At 66.3% G+C, this 25,241-nt stretch carries 25 protein-coding genes; 15 read left to right on the top strand and 10 right to left on the bottom strand.

Annotated elements, in window-relative coordinates:
- Positions 1–53: 53 nt before the first annotated feature.
- Positions 54–296: a PilZ domain-containing protein gene (locus tag K2Y56_RS13010; protein ID WP_292507873.1), complete on the top strand. Its 243-nt coding sequence runs from the start codon at positions 54–56 to the stop codon at positions 294–296.
- Between the two features lie 275 nt (positions 297–571).
- Positions 572–2,746: a transglycosylase domain-containing protein gene (locus tag K2Y56_RS13015; RefSeq protein WP_292507875.1), complete on the top strand. Its 2,175-nt coding sequence runs from the start codon at positions 572–574 to the stop codon at positions 2,744–2,746.
- A gap of 176 nt (positions 2,747–2,922) precedes the next feature.
- Here the strand turns inward: K2Y56_RS13015 and K2Y56_RS13020 are convergent, their stop codons facing one another.
- On the bottom strand, positions 2,923–3,417 hold the full coding sequence (locus K2Y56_RS13020; protein WP_292507876.1) for a DUF892 family protein: 495 nt from the start codon (positions 3,415–3,417) through the stop codon (positions 2,923–2,925).
- Between the two features lie 210 nt (positions 3,418–3,627).
- On the opposite strand from K2Y56_RS13020, the gene K2Y56_RS13025 reads away from it, so the two are divergent.
- Positions 3,628–4,149 (top strand): DUF2243 domain-containing protein, encoded by a 522-nt coding sequence (locus K2Y56_RS13025; RefSeq protein ID WP_292507878.1) that lies wholly within the window; start codon positions 3,628–3,630, stop codon positions 4,147–4,149.
- Positions 4,146–4,313: a hypothetical protein gene (locus K2Y56_RS13030; protein ID WP_292507880.1), complete on the top strand. Its 168-nt coding sequence runs from the start codon at positions 4,146–4,148 to the stop codon at positions 4,311–4,313. The genes K2Y56_RS13025 and K2Y56_RS13030 overlap by 4 nt, the downstream gene beginning before the upstream one ends.
- 84 nt (positions 4,314–4,397) lie before the next feature.
- Here K2Y56_RS13030 and K2Y56_RS13035 read toward each other — a convergent pair whose 3' ends face one another.
- Both K2Y56_RS13035 and K2Y56_RS13040 read right to left on the bottom strand, forming a co-directional pair.
- Positions 4,398–6,068: a methyl-accepting chemotaxis protein gene (locus K2Y56_RS13035; RefSeq protein WP_292507881.1), complete on the bottom strand. Its 1,671-nt coding sequence runs from the start codon at positions 6,066–6,068 to the stop codon at positions 4,398–4,400.
- Between the two features lie 371 nt (positions 6,069–6,439).
- Complete coding sequence (locus K2Y56_RS13040; RefSeq protein ID WP_292507883.1) at positions 6,440–7,279, bottom strand: aldo/keto reductase; 840 nt, start codon at positions 7,277–7,279, stop codon at positions 6,440–6,442.
- 188 nt (positions 7,280–7,467) lie between these two features.
- On the opposite strand from K2Y56_RS13040, the gene K2Y56_RS13045 reads away from it, so the two are divergent.
- The 4 genes from K2Y56_RS13045 to parC are packed head-to-tail and all read left to right on the top strand — an operon-like array spanning position 7,468 to position 12,071.
- A complete protein-coding gene (locus tag K2Y56_RS13045) occupies positions 7,468–8,568 on the top strand; it encodes an adenylate/guanylate cyclase domain-containing protein (protein ID WP_292507885.1) in 1,101 nt (366 codons plus the stop codon).
- On the top strand, positions 8,565–9,026 hold the full coding sequence (locus K2Y56_RS13050) for a YaiI/YqxD family protein (protein ID WP_292507888.1): 462 nt from the start codon (positions 8,565–8,567) through the stop codon (positions 9,024–9,026). Before K2Y56_RS13045 ends, K2Y56_RS13050 begins: the two co-directional genes overlap by 4 nt.
- A 9-nt stretch (positions 9,027–9,035) precedes the next feature.
- Entirely contained in the window at positions 9,036–9,776 is a 741-nt protein-coding gene (recO, locus tag K2Y56_RS13055) for a DNA repair protein RecO (protein ID WP_292507891.1), read from the top strand.
- A gap of 45 nt (positions 9,777–9,821) precedes the next feature.
- Positions 9,822–12,071 carry a DNA topoisomerase IV subunit A gene (parC, locus tag K2Y56_RS13060; RefSeq protein ID WP_292508046.1) on the top strand — a complete coding sequence of 750 codons (2,250 nt, stop codon included), beginning with the start codon at positions 9,822–9,824 and terminating at the stop codon, positions 12,069–12,071.
- Between the two features lie 189 nt (positions 12,072–12,260).
- Here the strand turns inward: parC and infA are convergent, their stop codons facing one another.
- A complete protein-coding gene (gene infA, locus K2Y56_RS13065) occupies positions 12,261–12,533 on the bottom strand; it encodes a translation initiation factor IF-1 (protein WP_055879197.1) in 273 nt (90 codons plus the stop codon).
- A gap of 254 nt (positions 12,534–12,787) precedes the next feature.
- Positions 12,788–13,915 carry a branched-chain amino acid ABC transporter substrate-binding protein gene (locus K2Y56_RS13070; protein ID WP_292507898.1) on the bottom strand — a complete coding sequence of 376 codons (1,128 nt, stop codon included), beginning with the start codon at positions 13,913–13,915 and terminating at the stop codon, positions 12,788–12,790.
- A 166-nt stretch (positions 13,916–14,081) separates the two neighbouring features.
- Between K2Y56_RS13070 and K2Y56_RS13075 the strand changes: the two genes are divergently transcribed.
- From K2Y56_RS13075 to K2Y56_RS13090, 4 genes are read left to right on the top strand one after another with little or no spacing between them, the layout of a single operon-like run.
- The gene (locus K2Y56_RS13075; protein WP_292507900.1) at positions 14,082–14,405 is read left to right on the top strand and encodes an XdhC family protein; all 324 of its coding nucleotides are present in this window, start codon (positions 14,082–14,084) and stop codon (positions 14,403–14,405) included.
- A gap of 11 nt (positions 14,406–14,416) precedes the next feature.
- Entirely contained in the window at positions 14,417–15,106 is a 690-nt protein-coding gene (locus K2Y56_RS13080; RefSeq protein ID WP_292508049.1) for an XdhC family protein, read from the top strand.
- Positions 15,103–16,128 carry a molybdopterin-binding protein gene (locus tag K2Y56_RS13085; protein ID WP_292507903.1) on the top strand — a complete coding sequence of 342 codons (1,026 nt, stop codon included), beginning with the start codon at positions 15,103–15,105 and terminating at the stop codon, positions 16,126–16,128. Before K2Y56_RS13080 ends, K2Y56_RS13085 begins: the two co-directional genes overlap by 4 nt.
- A complete protein-coding gene (locus tag K2Y56_RS13090) occupies positions 16,121–16,738 on the top strand; it encodes a nucleotidyltransferase family protein (RefSeq protein WP_292507906.1) in 618 nt (205 codons plus the stop codon). The genes K2Y56_RS13085 and K2Y56_RS13090 overlap by 8 nt, the downstream gene beginning before the upstream one ends.
- A gap of 179 nt (positions 16,739–16,917) precedes the next feature.
- On the opposite strand, the gene K2Y56_RS13095 is transcribed toward K2Y56_RS13090, so the two are convergent.
- The 3 genes from K2Y56_RS13095 to K2Y56_RS13105 all read right to left on the bottom strand — a co-directional run bounded on the left by K2Y56_RS13095 (position 16,918) and on the right by K2Y56_RS13105 (position 19,594).
- Positions 16,918–17,499 (bottom strand): hypothetical protein, encoded by a 582-nt coding sequence (locus tag K2Y56_RS13095; RefSeq protein ID WP_292507909.1) that lies wholly within the window; start codon positions 17,497–17,499, stop codon positions 16,918–16,920.
- Between the two features lie 17 nt (positions 17,500–17,516).
- Positions 17,517–18,692: a zinc-dependent alcohol dehydrogenase gene (locus K2Y56_RS13100; protein WP_292507912.1), complete on the bottom strand. Its 1,176-nt coding sequence runs from the start codon at positions 18,690–18,692 to the stop codon at positions 17,517–17,519.
- A 470-nt stretch (positions 18,693–19,162) separates the two neighbouring features.
- Positions 19,163–19,594: a DUF971 domain-containing protein gene (locus K2Y56_RS13105; protein WP_292507916.1), complete on the bottom strand. Its 432-nt coding sequence runs from the start codon at positions 19,592–19,594 to the stop codon at positions 19,163–19,165.
- Positions 19,595–19,740: 146 nt separating this feature from the next.
- Here K2Y56_RS13105 and moaA point away from each other — a divergent pair, with 146 nt between their 5' ends.
- Both moaA and K2Y56_RS13115 read left to right on the top strand, forming a co-directional pair.
- Positions 19,741–20,760, top strand: coding sequence for a GTP 3',8-cyclase MoaA (moaA, locus tag K2Y56_RS13110; RefSeq protein ID WP_292507919.1), 1,020 nt, complete (start codon positions 19,741–19,743; stop codon positions 20,758–20,760).
- 75 nt (positions 20,761–20,835) lie between these two features.
- Positions 20,836–21,702, top strand: coding sequence for an NAD(P)-dependent oxidoreductase (locus tag K2Y56_RS13115; RefSeq protein ID WP_292507922.1), 867 nt, complete (start codon positions 20,836–20,838; stop codon positions 21,700–21,702).
- Here the strand turns inward: K2Y56_RS13115 and miaA are convergent.
- Complete coding sequence (gene miaA / locus K2Y56_RS13120) at positions 21,680–22,654, bottom strand: tRNA (adenosine(37)-N6)-dimethylallyltransferase MiaA (RefSeq protein WP_292507925.1); 975 nt, start codon at positions 22,652–22,654, stop codon at positions 21,680–21,682. The genes K2Y56_RS13115 and miaA overlap by 23 nt on opposite strands.
- 17 nt (positions 22,655–22,671) lie before the next feature.
- On the opposite strand from miaA, the gene serB reads away from it, so the two are divergent.
- The gene (gene serB, locus K2Y56_RS13125) at positions 22,672–23,568 is read left to right on the top strand and encodes a phosphoserine phosphatase SerB (RefSeq protein WP_292507928.1); all 897 of its coding nucleotides are present in this window, start codon (positions 22,672–22,674) and stop codon (positions 23,566–23,568) included.
- A gap of 127 nt (positions 23,569–23,695) precedes the next feature.
- On the opposite strand, the gene K2Y56_RS13130 is transcribed toward serB, so the two are convergent.
- Positions 23,696–25,228, bottom strand: a complete 1,533-nt coding sequence (locus K2Y56_RS13130) for a Do family serine endopeptidase (RefSeq protein WP_292507931.1) — start codon at positions 25,226–25,228, stop codon at positions 23,696–23,698.
- Positions 25,229–25,241: the final 13 nt, after the last annotated feature.

A 25,241-nucleotide genomic window follows, 5' to 3' on the forward strand; every position in this document is an offset into this window, starting at 1 on the left:
CGCACTCCTTAAACGCATGGCAGGCATGCTGAGGGTGCGAATAGGAATGTCCCATGCTCGAACGTCGCCTCTCACCGCGTCAGCGCATCGACGAGATCGGCTCTATCGCCGTCGATGAGCACACATCCCTGCCCTGCATCGTCTACGATCTCTCGCAAGGGGGCGTGCGCCTCACGATGCCGGGCACGAGTGCCGTGCCCCATACCTTCGTGCTGACATCGCCCTGCCTCGACGGCGCGCGGATCTGCCAGGTCACCTGGCGCGACGACGAGACCATCGGCGCGCAGTTCGGTTGACTGGTCCGGGACCCGTCGCCCCAAACCTTTACGCAGACGCCGCTTTTTCGCTCCGTCCTGCAGGCGGGCGCCGAGCCGCCCGACTTCGGCTGCGATCTCAAAGCGTTGAATTTCAGACGGTTAACGCCCCTTAAACCTGCCGTATTTACCGTGCGGAACCGATGCCGTTTGGCTCGGGGAGCAGGCGCTCGGCGCGTCCCGCCAGGGTTCCTCCGGCGGGGGTCGCGTAAGGGCGCCCGAGAGCCGGCAGCATCTTCGGGGGACGGCAACGACGCATGGCGAACGGACGCGGGCGCAGCAGCAGGAACGAACCGAATTTCGATGTGCCCGAGGGGCGCATCGGCGGCGGCTCGAAGCTCGACCTACGCCTGTCGCGGGAGGATCGCGCCGTAAGCCGGCCAACGGATAAAGGAGAGCGCGGCATGAAGGCAGCGCCGCGCCGCAGCCCGGCCGTCAAGAAGGGCCGGCGCCGGCGCTCCTTTCTGGGGCGTCTCGTCTATGCCGGGGTCGTGCTCGGCCTGTGGTGCGTGATCGGCCTCGCCGGTCTCATCGCCTACCATGCCTCGCAACTACCGCCGATCGACCAACTCGCCGTGCCGAAGCGGCCGCCCAATATCGCGATCCTGGCGAGCGACGGCTCGCTCCTCGCCAACCGTGGTGAGACCGGCGGACGGGTCGTAAGCATCAAGGAATTGCCGCCCTACCTGCCGCGGGCCTTCGTGGCGATCGAGGATCGGCGATTCTACTCTCATTTCGGCGTCGATCCCGTCGGCATCGCCCGTGCGGCCGCGCAGAACATCACGCGGCGCGGCGTCTCGCAGGGCGGCTCGACCCTGACGCAGCAGCTCGCCAAGAACCTGTTCCTGACGCCCGAGCGGTCCGCATCCCGAAAGATCCAGGAGGCGATCCTGGCCTTGTGGCTGGAGCACACCTATTCGAAGGACGGCATCCTCGAACTCTACCTCAATCGGGTCTATTTCGGCGCCGGCGCCTACGGCGTCGAGGCCGCGGCCCAGCGCTATTTCGGCAAGCCTGCCAAGGCCGTGACGCTGGCGGAGGCCGCGATGCTCGGCGGCCTCGTCCAGGCGCCCTCGCGCCTCGCCCCCAACCGCAACCTGCCTGCCGCCCAAGCCCGCGCCGCGCAGGTGCTCGCCGCCATGGAAGAGTTGGGCTTTGCCAAGCCCGCGGACGTCAAAGCGGCGCTGGCAAACCCCGCCAAGCCCGCCCGCTCGGGCGGCGGCGGCTCGGCCAACTACGTGGCCGATCTCGTGATGGACGTGCTCGACGATTACGTGCCGAAATTCGAATCCGACATCATCGTGCAGACCACCGTCGATACGGCGCTGCAGGTCGCAGCCGAAAAGGCCCTCGTCGACGAACTGAACCTCAAGGGAGGCCGCTACAACGTCGCCCAGGGCGCGGTAGTCTCGATGAAGCCCGACGGCGCCATCCGCGCCCTGATCGGCGGCCGAGACTACGCCCACAGCCAGTTCAACCGCGCCACCACGGCCAAGCGCCAGCCGGGCTCGGCCTTCAAGCCCTTCGTCTACCTCGCCGCCGTCGAACGCGGGCTGACGCCCGAGAGCGTCCGCGACGACGCCCCGATCAGCATCAAGGGCTGGTCGCCGGAGAACTACTCTCGCGATTACCGCGGCGCCGTCACCCTGCGCGAGGCGTTGGCGTTGTCGCTCAACACGATCGCCGTTCGGCTTGGCCAGGAAGTCGGCCCCAAGACGGTGGTGCAGACCGCCCAGCGCCTCGGCATCTCCTCGGCCCTCCAGGCCAACGGCTCGATCGCGCTCGGCACGTCTGAGGTCACGCCACTCGAACTCGTCGGTGCCTATGCCGCTTTCGCTAACGGCGGCTCGGGCGTCATCCCCTACGTCGTCGCAAGCGTGAAAGGGGGTGACGGCAAGCTCCTCTACAAGCGGAACGAGGGCGGTCTCGGCCGGGTCGTCGATGCAAACGCCGTTTCGATGATGAACGCGATGATGCACGAGACATTCGTCTCGGGCACCGCCAAGAAAGCCGAGGTGCCGGGCTGGGATCTCGCGGGTAAAACCGGCACCAGCCAGGATTTCCGCGATGCCTGGTTCATCGGCTTCTCCTCGACACTCGTGACCGGCGTCTGGCTCGGCAACGACGACGGCGAGCCGACCAAGAAAGTCTCCGGCGGCAACCTGCCGGGCGAGATCTGGAAAACCTTCATGACGACCGCTCTGAAGGGGCAGACTCCCACCATGCTCCCGGGCGCGGGGCGCTGGCGCCAGCGCGGTCCGGCCGAGGCTCCTGCCGTTACCGGAAGCACTCCGGGCGGCCTTCTCGGAACGCTCCTGGGCGAGCCACAGCCGGCACCCGGACCGCCGAAGGTCGCCACCAGCCAGCGCGGGCGCGGACCGAGCCAGGACGACCGGAACTTCCTCGAGAAACTGTTCGGGGTCGGCGAGTAGGCACGATGGCCTTCGGATCGGCCGCTCACCGCGTCCGCTTTTTGCCTATCGAGACCGTCCGCGAGCAGACATGCGTCGCGCCGCTGCAAGGGTCGAGCCCCGCTTGCAGCGGCGTTGCCATAAAGGCGACTGTCTTTGGAAACGCAGAATTCAACCCGGTCGGCAAAGCCAGCTGATCAGGCGGCGACCTTCTGCAGGTTCTCTGCGAGGTGGCTGGCGAATTCGTCGGCCTTGTAGATCTCGGAAACGGCCTGCTTGAGCTTCGCCTCGTCGTCCGACTTGCCCAAGGCCTTGGCGTAGGCCGCAGCCGTGCCGAATCCGGCGAGGCCGTAATGGGCCATGCGCTGGTACTGGGCGACGATCGTCACGTCCCGAAGCTTGGCATCCTGCGGCGCTTCTTCCAGGACATGCTTGCGTGCTTCCTTGACCAAGCCTTCCATGCCCTTGCAATGCTCGGGCTCGACTTGACCGCCCGACTGCTCGATCAGGCTCTTGAGCATGCCGGTATGCTTGTTGATGCCTTCGACGGAGCTCTCCAGCATCTGCTTCAGCTTGCCGTCGCTCGCCTGCTTGGTCAGTTCCTGCGTCGTGCGGGCCATCTGATCGTTGGCCGACCAATTGTCTTTCAGCTCATCGAGATAGACGTCTTTCAGGCTGCTCGGTGCCGACATGGGCGATCTCCCTGGTTTTCTCCCCGTCAACCTCGCCTTCCCGCCAACGTTCCTGCGAGATCAGGCCGCGCACGAACCGGACATGATGCCATGCGTGACGCAAAGGTGGGAGGAACAGGCCGCTCCCTCCCGCGGTTTGCGAGGGAGCTAGCTTGAGCCGCGTCCTGGCGTGCCTTCCACGCCATGCAGGGTCATCACCAAGGGGACGGCATGGCCGTTAACGCGGAGGCCCAGGATCGCTCCTTCCCTCTGAGTGCGGGCATCCTGTTCGGCCTCGGCCTCGGCGGCTTCTTCGACGGAATCGTCCTGCATCAGGTGCTTCAATGGCACCACATGCTGAGCAGCTGGTATCCGATCGACTCGATTCCGAACCTCGAGCTCAACACGCTCTGGGATGGCGTGTTTCACAGCGCCACCTACGTGTTCGTCACGGTCGGCCTCTTCATCCTGTGGCGCAGGGCACAGCGGCGCCATTTCACCTGGTCCGGCAAGCTCATGGCCGGAACCCTCCTCATCGGATGGGGCCTGTTCAACCTCGTCGAGGGTGTCATCGACCACCAGATCCTCGGCGTGCACCACGTCAATGAGCGTGTGCCGCGGGAGCAATGGGTCTACTGGGACCTCGCCTTCCTGGCCTGGGGGCTCGCCATGCTCATCGCCGGTTGGCTGCTGGTGAGGGCGGGACGTGCCGAGCCTGGACGGAGTGTGGACGACGGGGGACTGGCGCGGTGACGCTCGAGCGCCCGCGCCGCTGGGCCGGCATCAAGGCCGTGCTGCCATGGCTGGTGCTGTGTCCGGCCCTGGTGCTTGCGACGATGCCGGCGTGGCGCCCGCTGATCTTCGGGATCACGCTGACCCTCGACGATCTCTTGACCCTGCGCTGCCTGCCTTGGTGACCTGCCTGGGATGAGCCGTCGCTGACTTCCCTGCCCTGTCGGCGCAGCCTGGCGAAGGCGAGCCGGCGGCAGATAGCGTCGCTCTCATGCGGCTCGGACGTCCACCAGGAAGCGGGCGATGGCGGCTTCGAGCGTCTGAGACTGCGCGGCCAGCTCCGATCCTGCGCGCAGCACCTGAGCCGCGGCTTGATCGGTCGTGCCCGCCGCCGCCTTCACGTTGGCGATGCTGCCCGTCACCTCGTCTGTGCCCCGCGCCGCCTGCGCGATGGAGCGGGCGATCTCGCCCGTCGCGCTCTGCTGCTGCTCGATCGCCGACGCCACGGCGGTCGCGATCTGGTGCACCTCGGCAATGGTCGCGCCGATCCCCTGGACGGCATCGACCGCCTCATGGGTTGCCGCCTGGATCTCGGCGATCTGACCCGAAATCTCCTCCGTGGCTTTGGCGGTCTGGCCCGCGAGGGTCTTCACCTCGGCGGCCACCACTGCAAAGCCCCGGCCCGCTTCTCCGGCGCGTGCCGCCTCGATGGTGGCATTGAGTGCCAGGAGATTGGTCTGTTCCGCGATCGAGCGAATGAGCTCGACCACGGCCCCGATCCTGGCGGCGCCGCCGGCCAGGGTCTGAACCTTCGCGTCGGTACGCTGCGCGCCCTCGACGGCCCGGCCTGCGGCGTCGGCCGAGGCTGCAACCTGGGACGCGATTTCCTTGGCGGTGATGGACAGCTCCTCGGTTGCGGACGCAACGGTCTGGACCGAGGCCGATGTGCTTTGCGCGGCATTCGATGCCTGACCGGCCTCCTGATCGGTGCGGTTCGCCACGCCCGCCACCATCCTGGCCGTCTCGGTCAGGTTCTGCGTCGTGCCGGTGACGCATCGCATGGCCTCGCTGGCCGCCGCGTCGAAGGATCGGATCATGTGCTCGACCGCGCGGGCGCGCTCTTCCTTGCGCCCCTGTTCGGAAAGGGTCTGCGCTGTGAGATGAGTGTTCTCGATGGCGTTCTGCTTGAACACCTCCACGGCTTGAGCCATGCCGCCGAGCTCGTCCCGTCTCGAGGCCCCCGGAACCACCACGTCGAGCTCGCCGCTTGAAAGTCGGCGCATGGCGTCAGTGAGGCGATGCAGGGGCTGAATGGTCTGCCGGATGGTCGTCCAGAGCGCGAAGCAGAGCGTCAGGGCAGCGAGGATCAAAGCCGCGATGCTCACCCACCGCGTCTGGATCAGAGCGGCTTCAGTGTTGCCGTAGGTGGCCGTCCCGTTCTGGAGCTGCAGGTCGATGAGCTTGCTGACTGCCTCGCTCACCGGATCGATGCTCTGATAGAGCTCGGTCTTGATCAGGCGCTCGAGCCCGGCAGTGTCGCGCCGGCGCAACATCGAGAGGATCTCGTTGATCGTCGCGTCCGCATCGGACGAACTGCGCACGACTTCGCGGGCGGAGGCGACTTCAGCGTCCGTGCGGGCGTTGGCGGCGGAGAACGTGCTCCAATGCCGCTCGATCTTCTGCTTCGCCTCTGTCACTGCGGCGAAACCTTCCTCCCAGGTGAAGTTGCCGTTGCGGACCTTGTGTGAGGCGTCGACGATGTTCACCGCATACATGTCGGCGACGATCTTCAGATCGCGCAGGGCGATGACGCTTTCATCGTGGATCGACGTCAAGCCGACATGCGCCGTACTCGATGCGAAGAAGCCGCTGGCCGCATTCAGGACGATGCAGAGGAACAATCCGCAGAGGGCGGCGAGCAAGCGGGTGCGGATTGTCATGACGGACTCGGACTGGCGTTTCTCAAGCCCAGAATGAATCGAAACTCCAAAACGAACTGCTAATGACGCCGAAATTCCCTAAACCTGATCAACTAACTTTTACGCGACCGTATTTTTCGCTAAATAATTGTTATATTCTATCGTTCGCACAACAAATATTGACTTAAGCAGAAGCGTGCGAGCAATTATCAAATATCGCTGAGACAATAGTCGCTATTTTATTTCCGAAAATGCTTACATTAAAGACAATTATCTTAGCATTTATTCGGCGTTGGGCTTTGTCTGTAGAAAATAAGAAGAGCGGTGTAGTCGGATGCCAGCGGCTATCATTGCGACGAACCGTTGTTCCATAAACGGGGTCGGGATGTAGGTCAGATCATCGGCAGCGTGCGAGGCCGCTTTCCCAATGGAAAAGCCGCCTCGATCGCGGCGAGGTCGCCTGCATCAAGTGTGACCTCGCCGGCCGCCGCGTTCTCGAGGGCCCGCGAGGCGGTCGCGGTCTTCGGGATCGTCAAGGTACCTTCCAGACGCGTCAGGAAGGCTAGCGCGACGCCGTAAGGCGTTGTGTCATGCCGGGCGGCAATGGCGGCGAGCGCCCGGCCTCCGGTGGTGCGGGGACCTGGAAAATCGCCGCTGCCGAAGGGCGAGTAGCCGACGACGACGATGCCGTTTCTCCGGCACCAGGGAAGCACCTCGTGCTCGATCGCCCGTTCCTTGAGGTGGTAGGGGACCTGGTTGCAGGCGATGGCTCCCGGCCCGGCGACCCGCAAAGCCTCTTCGAGATCGGGCACATCGAAATTGCTGACGCCCCAGGACAGGATCTTGCCGACACCCATCAGGGCCTCGAACCCCGCGATGGTCTCCTCGATCGGATGCTGTCCCGGCCAGTGCAGCAGGTAGCTGTCGAGATGATCGGTGCCGAGGCGCCTGAGCGAGGCCTCGCAGGCCGCGACGACGCCTCTGCGCGAGGCGTTGCCAGGCACCACTTTCGAGACGAGGAAGACCTCGTCGCGACGGCCGGCGATGGCCTCCGCAACGACCGCTTTGGCGCCGCCATACATCTCGGCGGTGTCGATGTGTGTGAGCCCGGCATCGAGTCCTGCACGCAGGGCAGCGATCGCATCTTCGTGGGCGCTGTCGTCGATACGCCATGTACCCTGGCCGATCACCGGCACCGGCGGCCCTTCTTCACCGAAATGCCGTTCGATCATTGCCGATCCCTCGCTGTGCTGCCGGCCTTATTCACGCCATCATGCGCCGGTGTTCAAGGCTCAGGCCTTGATGCGGCGCGCCGGGCGCCGCAGCGAGGCAGATCTCGAGGTCAGACCGTGCGAACCGCCGCCTTGCCCCAACGTCGCGCAGGCCGGGCGACGACTGGCGTCACGCGGAGCCTGGTCTGATGCTGCCGCAGCACCGCTGGTTCTGGGTCGTCATTCTTCTCGCCTGCGGCGCGGCGGGCCTCCTCTACAACATGCTGTTTGCCGGAGGCGCCACTCCCCTCGCCGGCCTTGCCTATGGGCTCGCCGTCGGCGGTACGGTGCTCGCCTTCGATCGCGGCATGATCCTGGCCGGACTCCAGAGCCGGATGCGGCGCCTGCCGGCCTGGTTCTACGTGCCGGCCGCCGAACTCGCCTATGTGCTGATGATCGCGCTCGGCATCGCCGGCGGCGGCGTCGTGGTCTGGGCTCTCGGGCTCACCCAGGACAGCCTCGCCGAGGCGGTGCGGATCACGCCGCGCGTACTCGCCTATTCCCTCGCGGTCTCGGCGCTCCTCGTCTTCGTGATCCGCATGCGCGACCTCATCGGCGGCGAGGTTTTCGTGAATTTCCTCGTCGGCCGCTATCATCGCCCGGTCCGCGAGGAACGCATCTTCCTGTTCCTCGACGTCGTCGGCTCCACAGCCTTCGCCGAAGCCCATGGCGACCTGAAGGCCCAGGCTTATCTCGGGGCGATCTTCGCGGCCCTCTCAGAGCCGGTCCGCCGCAACCTCGGCTCCACCGACGACTATATCGGCGACATGGCGATGATCACCTGGCCGATGGCACGGGGCCTCAAGAAGGGCCGCTGCGTCACCTGCGTCTTCGACGTCCTCGACCGGCTGGAAGCGGAATCTGAACTCTGGCGCAGCCGCTTCGGGACTGTGCCGCGCCTGCGCGCCGCCCTCCATGGCGGCTCGGTCGTCACGGCGGAAGTCGGGGTCGACCGGCACAAGATCGCGTATTTCGGCGACACTGTGAACGTCACCGCTCGGATCGAGGCCCTGTGCCGGCCGCTCGATGCCGGGATCCTGATCTCGGACGACCTCCTGGCTCGGCTCGGTCCGCTGCCGGCGGGCATCCGCTCGCGGGCGCTCGGCGCCCATGCCCTGCGCGGGCGCGGGCAGCCGTTGAGCGTCTCGACCCTGGAGCGCGGTCCAAGCATCGCCGACAAGCCTGAAGTGGCGGCCTCGATCGCCATGGATGCGTCTCCGTCCCGCACCGCCGCCGGGGTCGCACGGTGACGGGAATCGTCATCTATATCGACGCCGATGCCTGCCCGGTGAAAGACGAGACCTATCGCGTCGCCGAGCGCTACGGGCTCCATGTGGTCGTCGTCGCCAACAGCTTCATGACCCTGCCTCGCGCCGACTGGATCGAGCGGGTGGTGGTATCGGACGGATTTGATGCCGCCGACGACTGGATCGCCGAGCGGGCGCGGCCGGGGACCATCGTCATCACTGCCGACGTGCCGCTGGCCAGCCGTTGCGTGAAAGCCGGCGCCGAGGTGCTGGCGCCCACCGGCAAGCCATTCAGCGAGAGCGGCATCGGCATGGCCCTCGCCACCCGCAACCTGATGCAGGACTTGCGCGAGGCGGGCGCGATCACCGGCGGCCCGAAGCCCTTCTCGGCCCGCGACCGCTCGGCCTATCTCGGGGCGCTCGACCGCACCGTGATGCGGCTCAAGCGCGGCGGGTTCTAAGTTTAAGCGATGCAGTGGACCGACGAGGGCCTGGTGCTCGGCCTTAGGCGTCACGGCGAGACCGGGACCGTCCTCGAACTCATGACGCCCGAGTACGGCCGCCATCTCGGCCTCGTCCATGGCGGGCGCTCGCGGCGGATGCAGCCGGTGCTGCAGCCGGGCAATCATGTCCGGGCAACCTGGAGAGCGCGGCTCGACGAGAGCCTCGGCTCCTTCACGATCGAGCCCGTAGACCTCGCCGCCTTGCGCCTTCTCGGGTCGGGCTTCGCCCTCTACGGCATCGGCCACATGACGGGCCTGCTGCGGCTTCTGCCCGAGCGCGATCCGCACCCTGCGCTCTACGAGGCGGCGCGAGTGCTCCTCGCCCATCTCGGAGACGCCGGCATCGCTCCCGCCCTGATGGTGCGGTTCGAGCTCGCGATCCTGTCGGAGCTCGGCTTCGGCCTCGATCTCTCCGCCTGCGCCGCCACCGGCGGCAACGACGCGCTGATCTACGTCTCGCCGAAAAGCGGCCGTGCCGTGAGTGCCTCGGCGGGCGAGCCCTACAAGGACCGCCTGCTGCCGCTCCCGGCATTCCTGCGCGAGCGCGCAGAGGGCGCCATGAGCGCGCCCCCCGATACCGAGGACGTTACCGCCGGGTTTACCTTGACGGGATACTTCCTCGACCAGCACATCTGGGAACCACGCGGATTGCGGCCGCCGGAGGAACGCGCGCGATTCGTCGCGCTCGGAAAGGCAGCGGATTCCTGATGTTCATGCTATGTTCCACGTGAACCACCCCCGTCGGAGACCATGATGGACCAGCCCTTCGACCCGGATTCGGGCGACGGCATCGAGAGCGTCGAGCTGAAATCCGCGCTGGAAGAGCGCTACCTCGCCTATGCGCTATCGACGATCATGCACAGGGCGCTGCCGGATGCACGCGACGGCCTCAAGCCGGTGCACCGGCGTATCCTGTTCGCCATGCGGCTGCTGAGGCTCGACCCGGCCTCGGCCTTCAAGAAATGCGCCCGCATCGTCGGCGACGTCATCGGCAAGTACCACCCGCACGGAGACACGGCCGCATACGACGCGCTGGTGCGCATGGCGCAGGACTTCTCGCAGCGTTATCCCCTCGTCGACGGGCAGGGCAATTTCGGCAACATCGACGGCGATAACCCGGCCGCCCAGCGTTATACCGAAGCCCGGATGACCGAGGTCGCCCGCCTCCTGATGGAAGGGCTCGACGACGATTCCGTCGACTTCCGGCCGAATTACGACGGCCAGGAGGAGGAGCCGGTCGTCCTGCCGGCAGCCTTCCCGAATCTTCTTGCCAATGGAAGCCAGGGAATCGCGGTCGGCATGGCGACCTCGATCCCGCCGCACAATGCGGCCGAGCTCTGCGACGCGGCGCTCTACCTGATCACCCGCCCGGAGGCGACATCCGCTCAGCTCCTTACCTTTGTGAAGGGGCCGGACTTCCCCACCGGCGGCATCCTGATCGACAGCGCCGAGTCGATCGCCGAGGCCTACCGCACCGGACGCGGCGGTTTTCGCGTGCGTGCCCGGTGGGCCAAGGAAGATCTCGGGCGCGGGACCTGGACCATCGTGGTCACCGAGATCCCGTACGGCGTTCCCAAGGCGAGACTCATCGAGAAGCTCGCCGAGCTGCTTCAGGAGAAGAAGCTGCCGCTGCTCGCCGATGTACGCGACGAATCGGCCGAGGACGTTCGCGTCGTGCTCGAGCCGCGCTCGCGCAGCGTCGACCCTGTCATCCTGATGGAATCGCTGTTCCGGCTCACCGAGCTCGAAGCGCGCATTCCGCTCAACATGAACGTGCTGGTCGGCGGGCTGGTGCCGCGGGTCATCGGCCTCGCCGAAGCCCTGCGCGAATGGCTCGACCACCGCCGCGTGGTGCTGCAGCGCCGCTCGCGCCATCGCCTCGGGCAGATCGAGCGGCGCCTCGAGATCCTCGGTGGCCTCCTCATCGTCTATCTCGACCTCGACGAGGTCATCCGCATCATCCGCGAGGAGGACGAGCCCAAACCCGCCCTGATGGCGCGGTTCGAGCTCACCGAGATCCAGGCCAACGCCATCCTCGACACCCGCCTGCGCTCGCTGCGCAAGCTCGAGGAGATGGAGCTGAAGCGCGAGCTCGATGCGCTGACGACGGAGAAGACCGGGATCGAAGAGCTGCTCGGCTCCGACAAGCTGCAATGGGCCGAGATCACCAAGCAGATCAGGGCGGTGAAGAAGACCTTCGGCCCCGAGACCAAGATCGGCGCCCGCCGCACCACCCTGGAGAATCCGCCCGATACAGCCGGAATCGACTTCACCGCCGCGATGGTCGAGCGCGAGCCGATCACCGTCATCGTCTCGACCAAGGGCTGGATCCGGGCCCTGAAGGGCCATGTCGCCGATCTCTCCGGGGTCGCCTTCAAGGGCGACGACGCGCTGAAGATCAGCTTCCTCACCGAGACCACGGCCAAGATCCTGGTGCTGGCCTCGAACGGCAAGGTCTTCACCCTGGAGGCGGCCAAGCTCCCAGGCGGGCGCGGCTTCGGCGATCCGATCCGCCTGATGGTCGATTTCGACGACGGCACCGAGATCGTCGCCGCCCTACCCTACCAGCCTGGCGGCAAGCTCCTGGCGGCGGGAACCGACGGGCGCGGCTTCCTCGCACCGGCGGATTCGCTCATCGCCAACACCCGGAAGGGCAAGGGCGTCATCGGTCTCGACGAGCCGGCGAAGGCGACGCTGCTGGTCCCGGCGACGGTCGGCGACCATGTCGTCGTCTGCAGCGCCGACCGCCTGCTCCTCGTATTCCCGATCACCGAGTTGCCCGAACTCGTCCGCGGCAAGGGCGTGCGCCTGCAGCGCTGCCGCCAGAGCACGCTGACCGATGCCTACGTGTTCACCCTGAGCCAGGGTTTGCCGTGGCGGGACAGCGCCGGACAGGTCCGACTCGCCAATGCGGCGCTCCTGGAGCGCTGGATGGGCCACCGCGCCGATGCCGGCACGCTGATGACCCGGAGTTTCCCGAAATTCGAGCGGTTCGGGAAGTGAGGGCGGTTCGGCTGCCTGATCTAAATTGTCACCACGATCGTCATTCCGGGCGCCATAGGCGAGCCCGGAATCCATAGCCGCCGACCTCGCCATGCTTGGCACGCGGCGCGGAAAATCTCTTGAAGCTTCTGCAGCCCGCCAAGAAACAAATAACTCTGTTCGTCCACGAAATGGAAATCGACGCGCCACTCAGCGCCGGCGGAACTGACCGCGGATCGGCGGGCGCGGACCGGCGGAACGCTCGTCCTTGTGGCGGAACACGAGGCGGCCCTTCTCAAGATCGTAGGGCGACATCTCGACGGTGACGCGGTCCCCGGCCAGGGTCTTGATGCGGTTCTTCTTCATCTTGCCGGCCGTGTAGGCCACGATCTCGTGACCCTGGTCGAGCTGCACGCGGTAGCGCGCATCCGGCAGGATCTCGATCACGAGACCGTCGAACTGCATCAACTCTTCTTTCGCCATTCACCATCTCCAGCCGGACGCCTGAACGAGGCGATCCGGGACACCACAATCGACCCGTTCAGCAAAACGCTGGAGGCGGCGGGTCCGATCGGATCGGATGCGCATCACCGGCAAGCGTGACCCGGACATAATGTTCGCGGCGTATCCACGCAAGCTTTTACCGCCTTCATCCCCTGACACGTGCCTGAACTGCCCGTGAAGAGACGGTGTTTCGAAAGTTCGATGCCGATGGACTGTTCGGCGGCCCCGTCGCCTCAGGGGCTGACCTGATTGCCGAGATAGTCGATGCGCCCGTCGGCAGTGCGGCGCCAGGCATAAAGCGCGTAGGCCGAAGGGCGAAGGTCGCCGCCGGCATCGAAGGCGAGATCGCCGATCAGCGTCCTCACAGTCCGGCCGCCATGCAGGACAGCGGCGATGGCGCGGCCCTCCGTCGATTTCGCCTGCTCGGCCGCCCGCGCCATAACCTCGATGGCGGCGTAGGTCTGGCCGGCGATCGAGTCCGATTCCGGCGTGCGGGAGAGCTTCGGGGGGGCTCCTCTGGCGTCCGGAGCTCTGACCTCGGGCAGCTTTCGCGGTTCGAGCTGCGCCGTGATCACGGTTCCCTCGGCCTCGGCGACGAAATCCTTGTCGATCAGCCCGTCGCTGCCGACGAGGGGCGCGGACAAGCCGGCAGCCCGCATCGCTCTTACAAGCGCCGCCGCATCCCCGGCGAGGCCGCCGAGATAGACGACCTCCACTCGGGCGCGGACGAGCCGGTCGACGAGGCGCGAGAGGTCGCGCTCGCCCCGGTCGAAGCCTTCGAACGCCGCCTCCGACTCACCGGCGGCCTTGAGCGTCCGGCTAACCTCGTCGGCGAGACCGCGCCCGAAAGCGGTCTTATCGTGGACGATGCCGATGCGCCGCCCCCGATGCGCCTTCGCCAGATAGGCGCCAGCCAGACGCCCCTGGTCCGCGTCGCTGCCGCAGATACGGAAGACGTTCCAAAGACCGCGAGCGGTGAGCGGCGCCCACGAAGCCCCCGGCGTGACCACGACGATGCCGGCGGCCTCGTAGGACGGGAGGACGGCCGAGGCCACGGAGGGCGCCAGAGGCCCGACCACGAGGCGAACCTTCTCGGAGACGAAGCGCCTGGCGGCGGCCAGCCCCTGCTTGGCATCGCTTGAATCGTCGGCGACCACCAGGGCGAGCCTCTGCCCGTTGATTCCGCCGGCGCGATTGATGTCGGCGACCGCCTGCTCGGCGCCCATCCGCATACCCTGGCCGTACGGCGCGTCCGGTCCGGTCAGCGGCGCCGACAGCCCGATCTTGATCTGCGCCTCCGCGACTCCGCCAGAGGCGAGCACCAGACCCAGGGCGACCAACGACAGGACTTTCACCGCCATCCTCCGTGCCTTCGATGCTTCGACCGATACCCTCGGCTTAGCCGGGGTGAAAGCGATCTTCTGCGCGCCGACGCTACAACCGGAATCATTCCGCATGGATTGTTCTGCGGCGCCGACAGCCTACCTTGAGAAGAGCCGCCACGTGCGGAATGCACGGAGGTTTCCCATGCTCTCGGCCGAGACCGATATCCTGAAGGCCGCCGAATCCTGGCGCCGGGCCGGACGGCGAGTGGCTTTGGCCACCGTCGTCGAGACCTGGGGCTCGGCTCCGCGCCCGGTCGGCAGCCACCTCGTCGTCGACGAGGATGGCAGCTTCCTCGGTTCGGTCTCCGGCGGCTGCGTCGAGGGTGCGGTCATCACCGAGGGACTGGAAGCCATCGCCGACGGCCGGCCTCGCGTCGTCGAATTCGGCGTCGCCGACGAGACCGCCTGGCGGGTCGGGTTGTCCTGCGGCGGGCGCATCCGCGTCTTCGTCGAACGGATCGATTGAGCCGCGACGCCATGCAACTCGACAGCCTCACGGTGCTCAACGCGGAACGGGCCGCCCGCCGCGCCTGCATCCTGGTCACCGACCTCGACGACGGCACCCAGCGCGTGGTGCGCGAGGATGAAGTCGCCGCCGATCCCCTCGCCGACCTGCTGAAAAGCCGTCTACTGTCGGGAAAGAGCGGCCTCGTCGAGCTGGAGGGCCGGCAGGTCTTTCTCACCGTGCAGGTCCCGCCGGTGCGGCTCGTGGTGATCGGGGCGGTGCATATCAGCCAGGCCCTCTGCCCGATGGCCGCCGCCCTCGATCTTTCCGTCAGCGTCATCGATCCGCGCACCGCCTTCGCGACGCCGGATCGCTTTCCGGGCACCGTCCTCGTCACGCAATGGCCCGACGAGGCCTTCGCCTCGGCGGTGCCGCCGCTCGATCGCTACTGCGCCCTCCTCGCCCTCACGCACGACCCGAAGATCGACGATCCGGCCCTCGTCGCGGCGCTGAAAGCGGAGTGCTTCTATGTCGGCGCCCTCGGCTCGCGGAAGACGCATGCTGCCCGCGTCGAGCGCCTGGCGCAGGCCGGCCTGTCGCCTCAGCAGATCGGCAGGATCGCGGCGCCGATCGGCCTCGATATCGGCGCCGTCAGCCCGGCCGAAATCGCGGTCTCGATCCTGGCCGAGATCGTCGCCCGCCAGCGCAAGAGCGCCCCGTGAAGTTCGGCCGCGTGCCGACGGCCCAGGCCGCCGGGGTGATCTCCGCCCACACGATCCGCGCCGGGTCGCTGATCGTCAAGAAGGGTCACCGGATCGGGCCTGAGGAACTGCGCCTGCTCGATGAAGCGGGCCTTCCCGACCTCGTTGCGGCGAGGCTGGAGCCTGGCGATATCGGCGAGGACGAAGCTGCGGCGCGCCTCGCCGAACGTATTGCCGGCGCTGGCCTGCGCCGCGAGGCCCCCTTCACCGGCCGCTGCAATCTCGTCGCCGAGACCACCGGCCTCCTCATGGTCGACCGGCGTTGCGTCGATGCGATCAACGCCGTCGACGAGGCGATCACCCTCGCGACCCTTGCGCCGTTCCGGCCGGTGGCCGCGGGCGAGATGGTGGCGACGGTCAAGATCATTCCCTACGCCGTACCGGGCGAAGCTATTGCCCGCGCCTGCGCCTCGGCGCCCGAGCCGGCCATTCGAATCGCCCCCTATGCGCGGCAGCGCGTCGGCGTGATCTCGACCATGCTTCCGGGGCTCAAGCCCAGGACCATCGAGAAGACGTTGCGCAACCTGCAGCATCGGCTCGATCCGGCCGGCGCAGCGATCGTCTCCGAGCTTCGGGTCGCCCACGAATCGGATGCCGTTTCAACGGCCCTGGCGAGGCTCACCGGGACGGATGGCGCCGACCTCGTGGTGATCTTCGGCGCATCGGCCATTGCTGACCGGCGCGACGTCATCCCGGCCGGGATCGAGGCGGCTGGCGGCCATGTCGAGCATCTCGGCATGCCGGTGGACCCCGGCAACCTGCTCCTCGTCGGCTCCTTAAGAGACGTACCGGTGATCGGCGCTCCGGGCTGCGCCCGCTCGCCCAAGGAGAACGGATTCGACTGGGTGCTTCAGCGCGAACTCGCCGGCCTCGCCGTGCGGCGCGCCGACATCGTGGCCCTCGGGGTCGGCGGCCTCCTTACCGAGATCGTCTCCCGGCCCCAGCCCCGGGAAGGCGGGACGAGCGCCGACGACGATGACTGACAATGTCGGCATCGTCCTCCTCGCCGCAGGGCGCGGCAGCCGTTTCGGGGCCGAACCGAAGCTTCTCTCGCTCCTGGACGGCAAGCCGCTCGTGCGGCATGCCGCCGAAGCGGCGCTGGCGAGCGGCCTACAGCCCGTCGTCGTGGTTCTCGGCGCCCATGCGGGGCGCGTCCGAAAAGCCCTCGACGACCTCGGCGTGACCTTCATGCAGAATGCCGACCATGCCGCCGGCCTCTCCACCTCGCTGAAGGCCGGACTCGAGGCGCTGCCCTCGGCCTGCATCGGTGCCGTCGTGATGCTCGGGGACATGCCGCGCATCAGCGCCGACCATCTCGTCGCCCTCGCGGCGGCCTTCGTGGCGTCGGAACGCCGGGCTTCGGCCGTCGTGCCGATCCACGATGGCCAGCGCGGTAACCCGGTGCTCCTGAACCGCAACGCACTCGAGGAAGGCTTGGCGCGACTGACAGGCGATCGCGGCGCGGGGCCGTTGCTGGCAGGGCGCACGGACGTCATCGAAATCGCGATGGACGATGCCGTCCTTCAGGACGTGGACACGCCGGATGCTCTCGCCGCTCTCGACTTGGCCCATCAGGGCCCGAGGAGCGTCTAGGGTCTGAACTTGACAAGCTCGATCGTGGGAAGGGCTGGTGAGGGTGGCAACCGGGCATTGGCCGTTCGCCCGGAAGCGGACGCCCCGCCCCCAACCCACCTTCATCCTAGAAGCCAGTCTAAGCCTCGCCTGAAGCGCCCATGCTCATAGTCCGGATTACGTCGAGCGGCGGACGTACGCTATGATACGGCTGCGAGGGGTGGTGCGTGGCGCAGGTCGGGCGGCGTCTTGAAATCTCGAGCTGCACCGCGGGATGCTTGGACACCACGCGGGAAGCCGCTGCGGTCCCGATACGATCGTCTCCGACCCACGCCGCGGCTGTGCCGCATCGTGGTGGCTTGGGCATCAATCAGGTCGATGGCCGTGATGCCGAGCAGCAGGGCCAGAGCGATCACGACATTGTCGCGCTTCGGGTTGTTCGGGCGCAGGGCCGTCATCACGGTCGCGATGTCGAGGCCATCTCCAGCGACCCGGCTCCAGAGCCCGAGCTTTTTGTCGATCGACAGCGAGAGAATACCGCTGCCGATCTCACGGGCTCCGTAGGCACGCACCAAGGCCTCCTTGCCCTCCATCCCGAGTGCGCTGGTGATGCGCCTGGGCGCCAGGAGCTCAGTGAGACCGAGGCCGAGGCTGAACCAGCCGAGCCCTTTGGCGATGCTGTCCGGTATGCCGCGCGAACTCGGCCCGGAGCGAAGAACCTTCGGATCGCCCTCAGATCGCGCGATGTTCGAGAGGCCCGGAATGAGTGAGATGTTCGTCATGGTCCCTCCACACAGTGTCAGGGTTTGAGAACGACCTTGATGCAGCTGTCCTGCTTGTCCCGGAACGTCCGGTACATCTCGGGGCCCATGTCGAGCGGGGCCTCGTGCGTGATGACGAAGGAGGGGTCGATCTGCTCCTCCTCGATCCGGCGAAGGAGATCGCCGGTCCAGCGCTGAACGTGGGTCTGCCCCATCCGGAAGGTCAGGCCCTTGTTCATCGCCGCGCCCATCGGGATCTTGTCGGACAAACCGCCATAGACTCCTGGGATCGAGATCAGGCCGCCAGGCCGGCAGACGTAGATCATCTCACGCAGCACGTGCGGGCGATCGCTCTCGGCCATGAAGATCTGCTTGGCCCGGTCATAAACCGTATCCGGCATGGAGAGGCTGACATGGCTTTCCATGCCGATGCAGTCGATGCACTTCTCGGGACCCTCGCCCCCGGTCAGCTCGTTCAGCCGTTCGACCACATTCTCTTCCTCGAAATTGATGGTGATGGCGCCTGCTGCCTCGGCCATCTCCAGCCGCTCCGGCAGATGGTCGATGGCGACGACCTGCTCGGCACCAAGCAGGATGGCCGAGCGGATCGTCATCTGGCCGACCGGCCCGCAGCCCCAGACCGCCACGGTGTCGGTCGGCTGGATGTCGGCCTGGACCGCCGCCTGCCACCCGGTCGGGAAGATGTCCGAGAGGAAGAGCAGCTTCTCGTCGGGAATGCCGTCAGGCACCTTCTGGACGGTGGAATCGGCGAACGGAACGCGCAGATACTCGGCCTGACCGCCAGGGTATCCACCGGTGAGATGCGAGTACCCGAACAGGCCGGCGGTGCCGTGGCCGAAGACCTTGTCGGCGAGGTACTTCTTGCGGTTGCTCTTCTGGCAGACAGAAAAGTAGCCACGCTTGCACTGGTCGCACTCACCGCAGACGATCGTGAAGGGGACGACAACCCGGTCGCCCTTCTTGAGCTTGCCGTTGAGCCCGCGCCCTGTCTCGACGACCTCGCCCATGGTCTCATGACCCATGACGTCGCCGGGAAGCATGGCGGGGATCAGGTTGTGAAACAGGTGCAGGTCCGAGCCGCAGATCGCACAGCTTGTGACTTTGACAATGACGTCGCGCCCGTCTTCGATCTCCGGATCGGTAACGGTATCGCAGCGGATGTCTTCTTTCCCGTGCCAGACTAAAGCGCGCATCGATTTCTCCCACCATCTAAGTGCGGAGGCCAATCAATAAGCTTCAAATCTAATTTGCTTAGAAACTCCGCGACCTTAAAGGCTAAGCTTGCATCTAGGATGCTTCACGCTTCCACACGGGTGCGTCAAATAAGCAGAGGCATGCATCCTGAAGCCTCAACCTCATCATGGCCTGATTGTTTCTTATCAAATTGCTTCTTTTTCAGGCAATGAATACAGACCTAACGAGGACATCATTCTCATGGCGCCATTGCTAGAAAGTAACATGCTCAAATATATCGATTTTCATCCAGGTTAATTTAGCTATGCCGCAGACAACCACAGACGGGCTTAAAGCCACCCCTTCCAGCTACAGGTCTCTGGCTCATCAATAGCCCGAAAGCAGACCTCGCCAGGGTCTGCAGCAGTCCCCGAAAGGCCCGCTGACAAATTCAAAGCCTCGGACAGGAGCTGATCCCCCTGAAGCTCTCTCAATGGCACCCGCAGCCGCTGCCGCAGCTCCCCTCGGGCTTCGCTGCCGGTTTGGCGGCGGACCGGCGCAAAGGCTCGCGGCTGAGGCCGCGCTCGGAGAGTTCCTCCAGGTAGGTCCGCCAGCGCTTCCGGTATTCGCGGCCGAGATCGTAGAGGTAGCTCCAGCCGTAGAGGCCGGTATCGTGCAAGTCGTCGAAGGTGAGCTTCACGGCGTAGTTGCCGACCGGCTCGACCTTGATGATCGCTACGTCTTCCTTGCCGCCGATCACCTTGCGCTCGGATGGCGAATGGCCCTGGACCTCGGCCGAAGGGCTCGACACCCGAAGGTACTCGGCGGGCAACTCGAAGCGGCCGCCATCGTCGAAGGCCACCGTCAGGGTCCGCTTGTCGCCCGATAGCCGGATCTCGGTGGGCCAGCGCTCGTCGCTCATCGTCGATCCCCGCTCGTGGTGAAACCTTGCCCTGCGCGCGAGCGAACTTGCCCAGTGCGCGGCAAACCCTCATATGGATTGGAATGCCAGGTTCGTCACGCGATCCCGTCCTAGAATTCCTCCACGAGTCGAGTTCAGTCGCCCCCATGGTGGCCTTTCGTACCGACGTCCCGGCTCCGCTCGTCGATCCGTTCCAGCGCGCGATCACATATTTGCGCATCTCGGTGACGGATCGCTGCGATCTGCGCTGCGTCTATTGCATGTCCGACGACATGCAGTTCCTGCCGAAGGGGGACCTGCTCTCCCTCGAGGAACTCGACCGGCTCTGTGCCGTCTTCATCGCCCGCGGCGTGCGCAAGCTCCGGATCACCGGCGGTGAGCCGCTGGTGCGCCGCGACATCATGCACCTGTTCCGGCGTCTCTCGCGCCACCTCGACACCGGCGCCCTCGAAGAGCTAACGCTGACGACCAACGGGACGCAGCTCGGCCGCTTCGCCGGCGAACTCGCGGCGATGGGGGTGAAGCGCGTCAACGTCTCCCTCGATACCCTCGACCCCGCCAAGTTCCGGGCCGTGACGCGGCGCGGCGACCTCAAGATCGTGCTCGACGGCATCGAGACGGCGCGCCGCGCCGGCCTCAAGGTCAAGATCAACGCGGTGGCGCTGAAGGGCGTCAACGAGGACGAGCTCGCCGACATGATCGCTTGGGCTCATGGCGACGGCATGGACATGACCCTGATCGAGGTGATGCCGCTCGGCGAGATCGAGGGCGACCGCACCGACCAGTTCCTGCCGCTCTCGGTGGCCCGCGCCCGTCTCGAACAGCGCTATACCATGGTGCCGCTCCCCGACCGCACTGGCGGCCCGGCCCGCTACGTGCGGATCGCCGAAACCAGCGGCCGCCTCGGCTTCATCACGCCGCTGACCCACAATTTCTGCGAGAGCTGCAACCGCGTACGCCTCACCTGCACGGGCAAGCTCTACATGTGCCTGGGACAGGAGGATGCGGCGGATCTGCGCTCTGTCCTGCGCGCATCGCCCGATGACGCTCTCGTCACGCAAGCCGTGATCGACGCCATCGCCAGGAAGCCCAAGGGCCACGACTTCGTCATCGAGCGGGCGCGGCCCGCAGCGGTGCCGCGCCACATGAGCGTCACCGGCGGCTGAATCCCCCCTTCGACCGTTTGACGGTATGCGACTTCGATCCTAGACGGGATTGGATACACAGTTTGGGGGTTGGTCATGGCGAAGGTCGCGTTCCTGGGTCTCGGCGTCATGGGTGCCCCGATGGCCGGGCACCTCGCCAGGAAAGGCCACGAGGTCACGGTCTATAATCGCACCGGCTCGAAAGCGGAGGCTTGGGTGGCCCAGCATGGCGGCCGCTCGGCGCCGACGCCCTACGAGGCGGCGCAGGGCCAGGAGATCGTTTTCGCCTGCGTCGGCAACGACCTCGACCTGCGCGGCGTAACCCTTGGTGACGACGGTGCCTTCTCTGGCATGCAGAAGGGGGCGATCTTCGTCGACCACACCACGGCTTCGGCCGAGATCGCCCGTGCGCTGGCGGCCGTGGCGGAGAAATCCGGGATCGGCTTCATCGACGCCCCCGTTTCCGGCGGTCAAGCCGGCGCCGAGAACGGCGCGTTGACGGTCATGTGCGGCGGCGAGGAGGCGACCTATGGCGCCGTCGAGGCTGCGATCATGTCCTACGCCAAGGCATCGCGCTTGATGGGGGCGGTCGGATCGGGCCAGCTCACCAAGATGGTCAACCAGATCGCCATCGCGGGTGTCGTTCAAGGTCTCGCCGAGGCGATCCACTTCGCCAAGCACGCCGAGCTTGACGTCGAGGCGGTGCTCGAGGTCATCTCCAAGGGTGCCGCCGGTTCCTGGCAGATGGAGAATCGCGGCAAGACCATGAACGCCGACAAGTTCGATTTCGGCTTCGCTGTCGATTGGATGCGGAAAGACCTCGGCATCCTCCTCGCCGAAGCCCGCCGCAACGGCGCCCGGTTGCCGGTAGCCGCCCTCGTCGACCAGTTCTACGCCGAGGTGCAGGGGATGGGCGGAAGTCGTTGGGACACGTCGAGCCTCATCGCCCGGCTGCAGCGCTGAGGCGCGAGAGGGCGAGGTCCAGCGCCTCGTCCGGAGCTGCCCAGAGCCAATCCTCCCCCATCTGGTGGCGGAACCAGGTGAACTGGCGCTTGGCATAGCGTCGCGTATCGGCCTGACCGCGCCGGATCGCCTCGTCGAGGCCGATCTGTCCGTGGAGATGGGCGATCAGGCCGGGTACCCCATGCGCCCGCATGATCGGCAGGAGAGGATCGAGCCGGCGCTCCGCCAGCCTTGCGACCTCGTAGAGGGCACCCTTATCCATCATTGTGACGAAACGGGCATCGATGCGGGCTCGAAGCAGGTCGCGTTCTGGCGCGAGGAAGAGCTTCAGAAGTGGGCGGCCGGCGAGCGGGCCGGGCCGGCGGGAGCCGTGAAAAGCCGCGATCGGACGACCGGTGGCGGCGAAGACCTCGATGGCCCGCATCACCCTTGCGCGGTCACTCGGACGTAGAGCGGCGGCCCCTTCCGGGTCATGGAGGCTGAGTTCGGCGTGCAGCGCCTCAGTTGGCCGGCCCTCGGCCTCATATCGGACCTGCGACCGTACCGCGTCGGGAACAGGAGGCAGGTCGGACAAGCCCTCTTCCAGCGCCCGGAAATACAGCCCCGTGCCGCCGACGAAGATCGGTATTCCTTCCGTCCCACCCCACTTCTCTATCAAAGCCGAAGCGTCGCGGGCGAAATGCCCTGCCGAGTAGTTCACCGCCCCGTCGACATGCCCATAAAGCCTGTGCGGCGCCTGAGCCTCTTCACCAAGGCTCGGGCGCGCAGAAAGGCGATGGAGGTCGGCATAGACCTGCATCGAATCGGTATTGACGACGACACCGCCGAGCCGGCACGCCAGTGCCAGCGCCAGACCCGACTTGCCCGATGCAGTCGGCCCTGCGATGAGGATCGCCGCCGGCGCTCCCTCTGGGCGCGGCGGCGCGAGCCGTTCCTCGTCGAGCGGCGGCAAGATGGGCAGGCTCCTTGATGACCCTCGTCGCCACCCTGATAGCAAACGAGCGCGTCCCCGCCATCACGGATGCGGTGCTGGCGGAAGCACGGGCCGTGCTCGCGACCGATCACCAGCCGCGGATCCTGCACGGTGAGGTCGCGGCCGAGCTCCTGGTTCCGGGGGAAGACGCCGCCGCAGAAGCCTTCTCGAGGCGGCTCAGGGCCGCCTTCGCGGCGGAGCCGATCGACGTCGCAGTACTCCCCGCCGATCGCCACCGGCGCAAGCGGCTGTTCCTCGCCGACATGGATTCGACCATGATCGAGCAGGAATGCATTGACGAGCTCGCCGATACGATCGGGCTGCGCGAACAGGTTTCCGCCATCACCGAGCGCGCCATGCGCGGCGAGATTGCCTTCGAGCCGGCTTTGCGAGAACGCGTGGCGCTGCTGCGCGATCTGCCGGTCGGAATCGTCGACGACCTCGTCCGCGATCGGATCACCCTCACGCCAGGAGGGCGCACTCTTGTCGCAACCCTGAAGGCGAATGGCTGCCACACCTGCCTGATCTCAGGCGGGTTCACCCTATTCACGGGGCCGATCTCCACCATGATCGGCTTCGACGAGGCCCATGCTACCACGCTCGGAGTTCGCGACGGGCGCCTCACCGGAATGGTCGAAGAGCCGATCGTCGGCAGCGAAACGAAGCGGGCAACGCTGATCGCGCTACGCTCGCGGCTCGGCCTCGAAGCTGCCGAAACCCTGGCGGTTGGCGACGGCGCCAACGACCTCGGCATGCTGGGTGAGGCGGGGCTCGGCGTCGCCTTCCGCGCCAAGCCGAAGGTGGCTGCGGCAGCAAAGGTCCAGGTCGAGCACGGCGATCTCACCGCACTGCTTTATCTGCAGGGCTATTCGGCGAGCGAGTTCGTCCGATAACGCAGGGATACAGCTTTTGGTGATGAGAACTGGCTTCTCTGGCTAAGCTCGGACCGGCTCGCCCGCCCCGACTTTCCGGGCGCCGCTGGCGGACCCGGAACTACGCGACCAGGATGGTGGCTTCCGCCTACTCCAGGCTGATCGCCACGAAGCGCACGTCGCCAGTGGCGCTAGCGACGAGAAGCAGAACGGACTTCCGGCCTTCCTTCTTGATCTGGTCGACACGCTTAGTGACGTCAGCCGGCGTGCTAACCGCCTCCTGGCCGACCTCGACAACGACCTCGCCGGGCTTGATCTGCTTGTCGCTCGCCGTCGAGTTGGGATCGACCTTGGTGACGACGACGCCCTTCAGTGTATCCTTGATGCCGTAGCGGCGGCGCAATTCGTCGGTGATGCCCGACAGGCTCAGGCCCAGCGCCTGTCGCATCGCGCTTTCTGGCTCGGGCTGCCGGACATTCGCGAGCTGGGGCTTCTCGTTGTCCTCAAGCCGTCCAAGGGTGACAGATTTCGTCGATTCCTGACCCTTACGCACGACGATGACCTCCACCGTCTTGCCGACCGGCGTAGATGCTACGATCCGCGGCAAGTCGCTCGACGACTGAACCACCGTGCCGTTGAAGCGGGTGATAACGTCGCCGACTTCGAGGCCGGACGATTTCGCCGGGCCTTTCTCGTCGATGCCCGCGATCAACGCGCCCTTGGCGCCCCCCTTGAGGCCAAGCGCATCGGCCGTCACGTCGTCGACGTTCTGGATGCGCACACCGAGCCAGCCACGGCGGACCTCGCCGAAATCGCGCAACTGCTGGATCACCGGACCGGCCGTGCCAGTCGGTACCGCGAAGCCGATGCCGACTGAGCCGCCGGTGGGCGAGAGGATCGCTGTATTGATGCCGATGACCTCGCCGTTCATGTTGAACAGCGGGCCGCCGGAATTGCCCTTGTTGATGGCCGCGTCGGTCTGGAGATAATTGTCGTACGGGCCCGACTCGATGTTGCGGCCGCGGGCCGAAACGATGCCTGCCGAGACAGAGCCGCCAAGGCCGAACGGATTGCCGATGGCGATGACCCAGTCGCCCGGCCGCATCTTATCGGAATCTCCCAACGGGACCGCCTTGAGCGGCTTGTCGGCCTCAGGCTTCACCCGCAGCACGGCGAGATCGAGCTTCGGGTCCTTGCCGATGATCTCGGCCTTCAGCTTCGTGCCGTTGTGCAGGATGACCTGAATGTCGTTGGCGTCGCCGATGACGTGATTGTTGGTCACTACTATTCCGGAGGCGTCGATGATGAAGCCGGAGCCGAGGGAGTTCGACTTGCGCTGCTGCTGGCGGGGGCTCTCGTTCTCGCTGCGATCGCCGCCGCCGCGCTGACCGCGCCGGTTGAAGAAGTCCTCGAACAGATCCTCGAACGGGGTGCCGGGCGGCAATTGCGGCAGGGTCCGACTCGACGGGGCGCGCGGCTCCACGGTGGTGGAGGCCGAGATGTTGACCACTGCGTCGGTCACCTGCTCGGCGAGATCGGCCAAGGATTCCGGGCCCTTGGCAGAGGCGGGCGCGGCAAAGGCGACCGACGCGCCGACGACGAGACTGACAACGGCCGCTTGGGCGCGGCGCCGAAAGGCCGGGACAGGAAACGCCTTCGCGGCACGCGCAACGAAAATCATGATCGACCTCACG

It is taken from the genome of Methylobacterium sp., assembly GCF_019745455.1.
Lineage (GTDB): Bacteria > Pseudomonadota > Alphaproteobacteria > Rhizobiales > Beijerinckiaceae > Methylobacterium.

Coding starts and splice junctions, on each gene's coding strand:
- K2Y56_RS13010 (WP_292507873.1), top strand. CDS start 54: ATGCTCGAACGTCGCCTCTCACCGCGTCAGCGCATCGACGAGATCGGC.
- K2Y56_RS13015 (WP_292507875.1), top strand. CDS start 572: ATGGCGAACGGACGCGGGCGCAGCAGCAGGAACGAACCGAATTTCGAT.
- K2Y56_RS13020 (WP_292507876.1), bottom strand. CDS start 3,417: ATGTCGGCACCGAGCAGCCTGAAAGACGTCTATCTCGATGAGCTGAAA.
- K2Y56_RS13025 (WP_292507878.1), top strand. CDS start 3,628: ATGGCCGTTAACGCGGAGGCCCAGGATCGCTCCTTCCCTCTGAGTGCG.
- K2Y56_RS13035 (WP_292507881.1), bottom strand. CDS start 6,068: ATGACAATCCGCACCCGCTTGCTCGCCGCCCTCTGCGGATTGTTCCTC.
- K2Y56_RS13040 (WP_292507883.1), bottom strand. CDS start 7,279: ATGATCGAACGGCATTTCGGTGAAGAAGGGCCGCCGGTGCCGGTGATC.
- K2Y56_RS13045 (WP_292507885.1), top strand. CDS start 7,468: ATGCTGCCGCAGCACCGCTGGTTCTGGGTCGTCATTCTTCTCGCCTGC.
- recO (WP_292507891.1), top strand. CDS start 9,036: ATGCAGTGGACCGACGAGGGCCTGGTGCTCGGCCTTAGGCGTCACGGC.
- parC (WP_292508046.1), top strand. CDS start 9,822: ATGGACCAGCCCTTCGACCCGGATTCGGGCGACGGCATCGAGAGCGTC.
- infA (WP_055879197.1), bottom strand. CDS start 12,533: ATGGCGAAAGAAGAGTTGATGCAGTTCGACGGTCTCGTGATCGAGATC.
- K2Y56_RS13070 (WP_292507898.1), bottom strand. CDS start 13,915: ATGGCGGTGAAAGTCCTGTCGTTGGTCGCCCTGGGTCTGGTGCTCGCC.
- K2Y56_RS13075 (WP_292507900.1), top strand. CDS start 14,082: ATGCTCTCGGCCGAGACCGATATCCTGAAGGCCGCCGAATCCTGGCGC.
- K2Y56_RS13080 (WP_292508049.1), top strand. CDS start 14,417: ATGCAACTCGACAGCCTCACGGTGCTCAACGCGGAACGGGCCGCCCGC.
- K2Y56_RS13090 (WP_292507906.1), top strand. CDS start 16,121: ATGACTGACAATGTCGGCATCGTCCTCCTCGCCGCAGGGCGCGGCAGC.
- K2Y56_RS13095 (WP_292507909.1), bottom strand. CDS start 17,499: ATGACGAACATCTCACTCATTCCGGGCCTCTCGAACATCGCGCGATCT.
- K2Y56_RS13100 (WP_292507912.1), bottom strand. CDS start 18,692: ATGCGCGCTTTAGTCTGGCACGGGAAAGAAGACATCCGCTGCGATACC.
- K2Y56_RS13105 (WP_292507916.1), bottom strand. CDS start 19,594: ATGAGCGACGAGCGCTGGCCCACCGAGATCCGGCTATCGGGCGACAAG.
- moaA (WP_292507919.1), top strand. CDS start 19,741: ATGGTGGCCTTTCGTACCGACGTCCCGGCTCCGCTCGTCGATCCGTTC.
- K2Y56_RS13115 (WP_292507922.1), top strand. CDS start 20,836: ATGGCGAAGGTCGCGTTCCTGGGTCTCGGCGTCATGGGTGCCCCGATG.
- serB (WP_292507928.1), top strand. CDS start 22,672: ATGACCCTCGTCGCCACCCTGATAGCAAACGAGCGCGTCCCCGCCATC.
- K2Y56_RS13130 (WP_292507931.1), bottom strand. CDS start 25,228: ATGATTTTCGTTGCGCGTGCCGCGAAGGCGTTTCCTGTCCCGGCCTTT.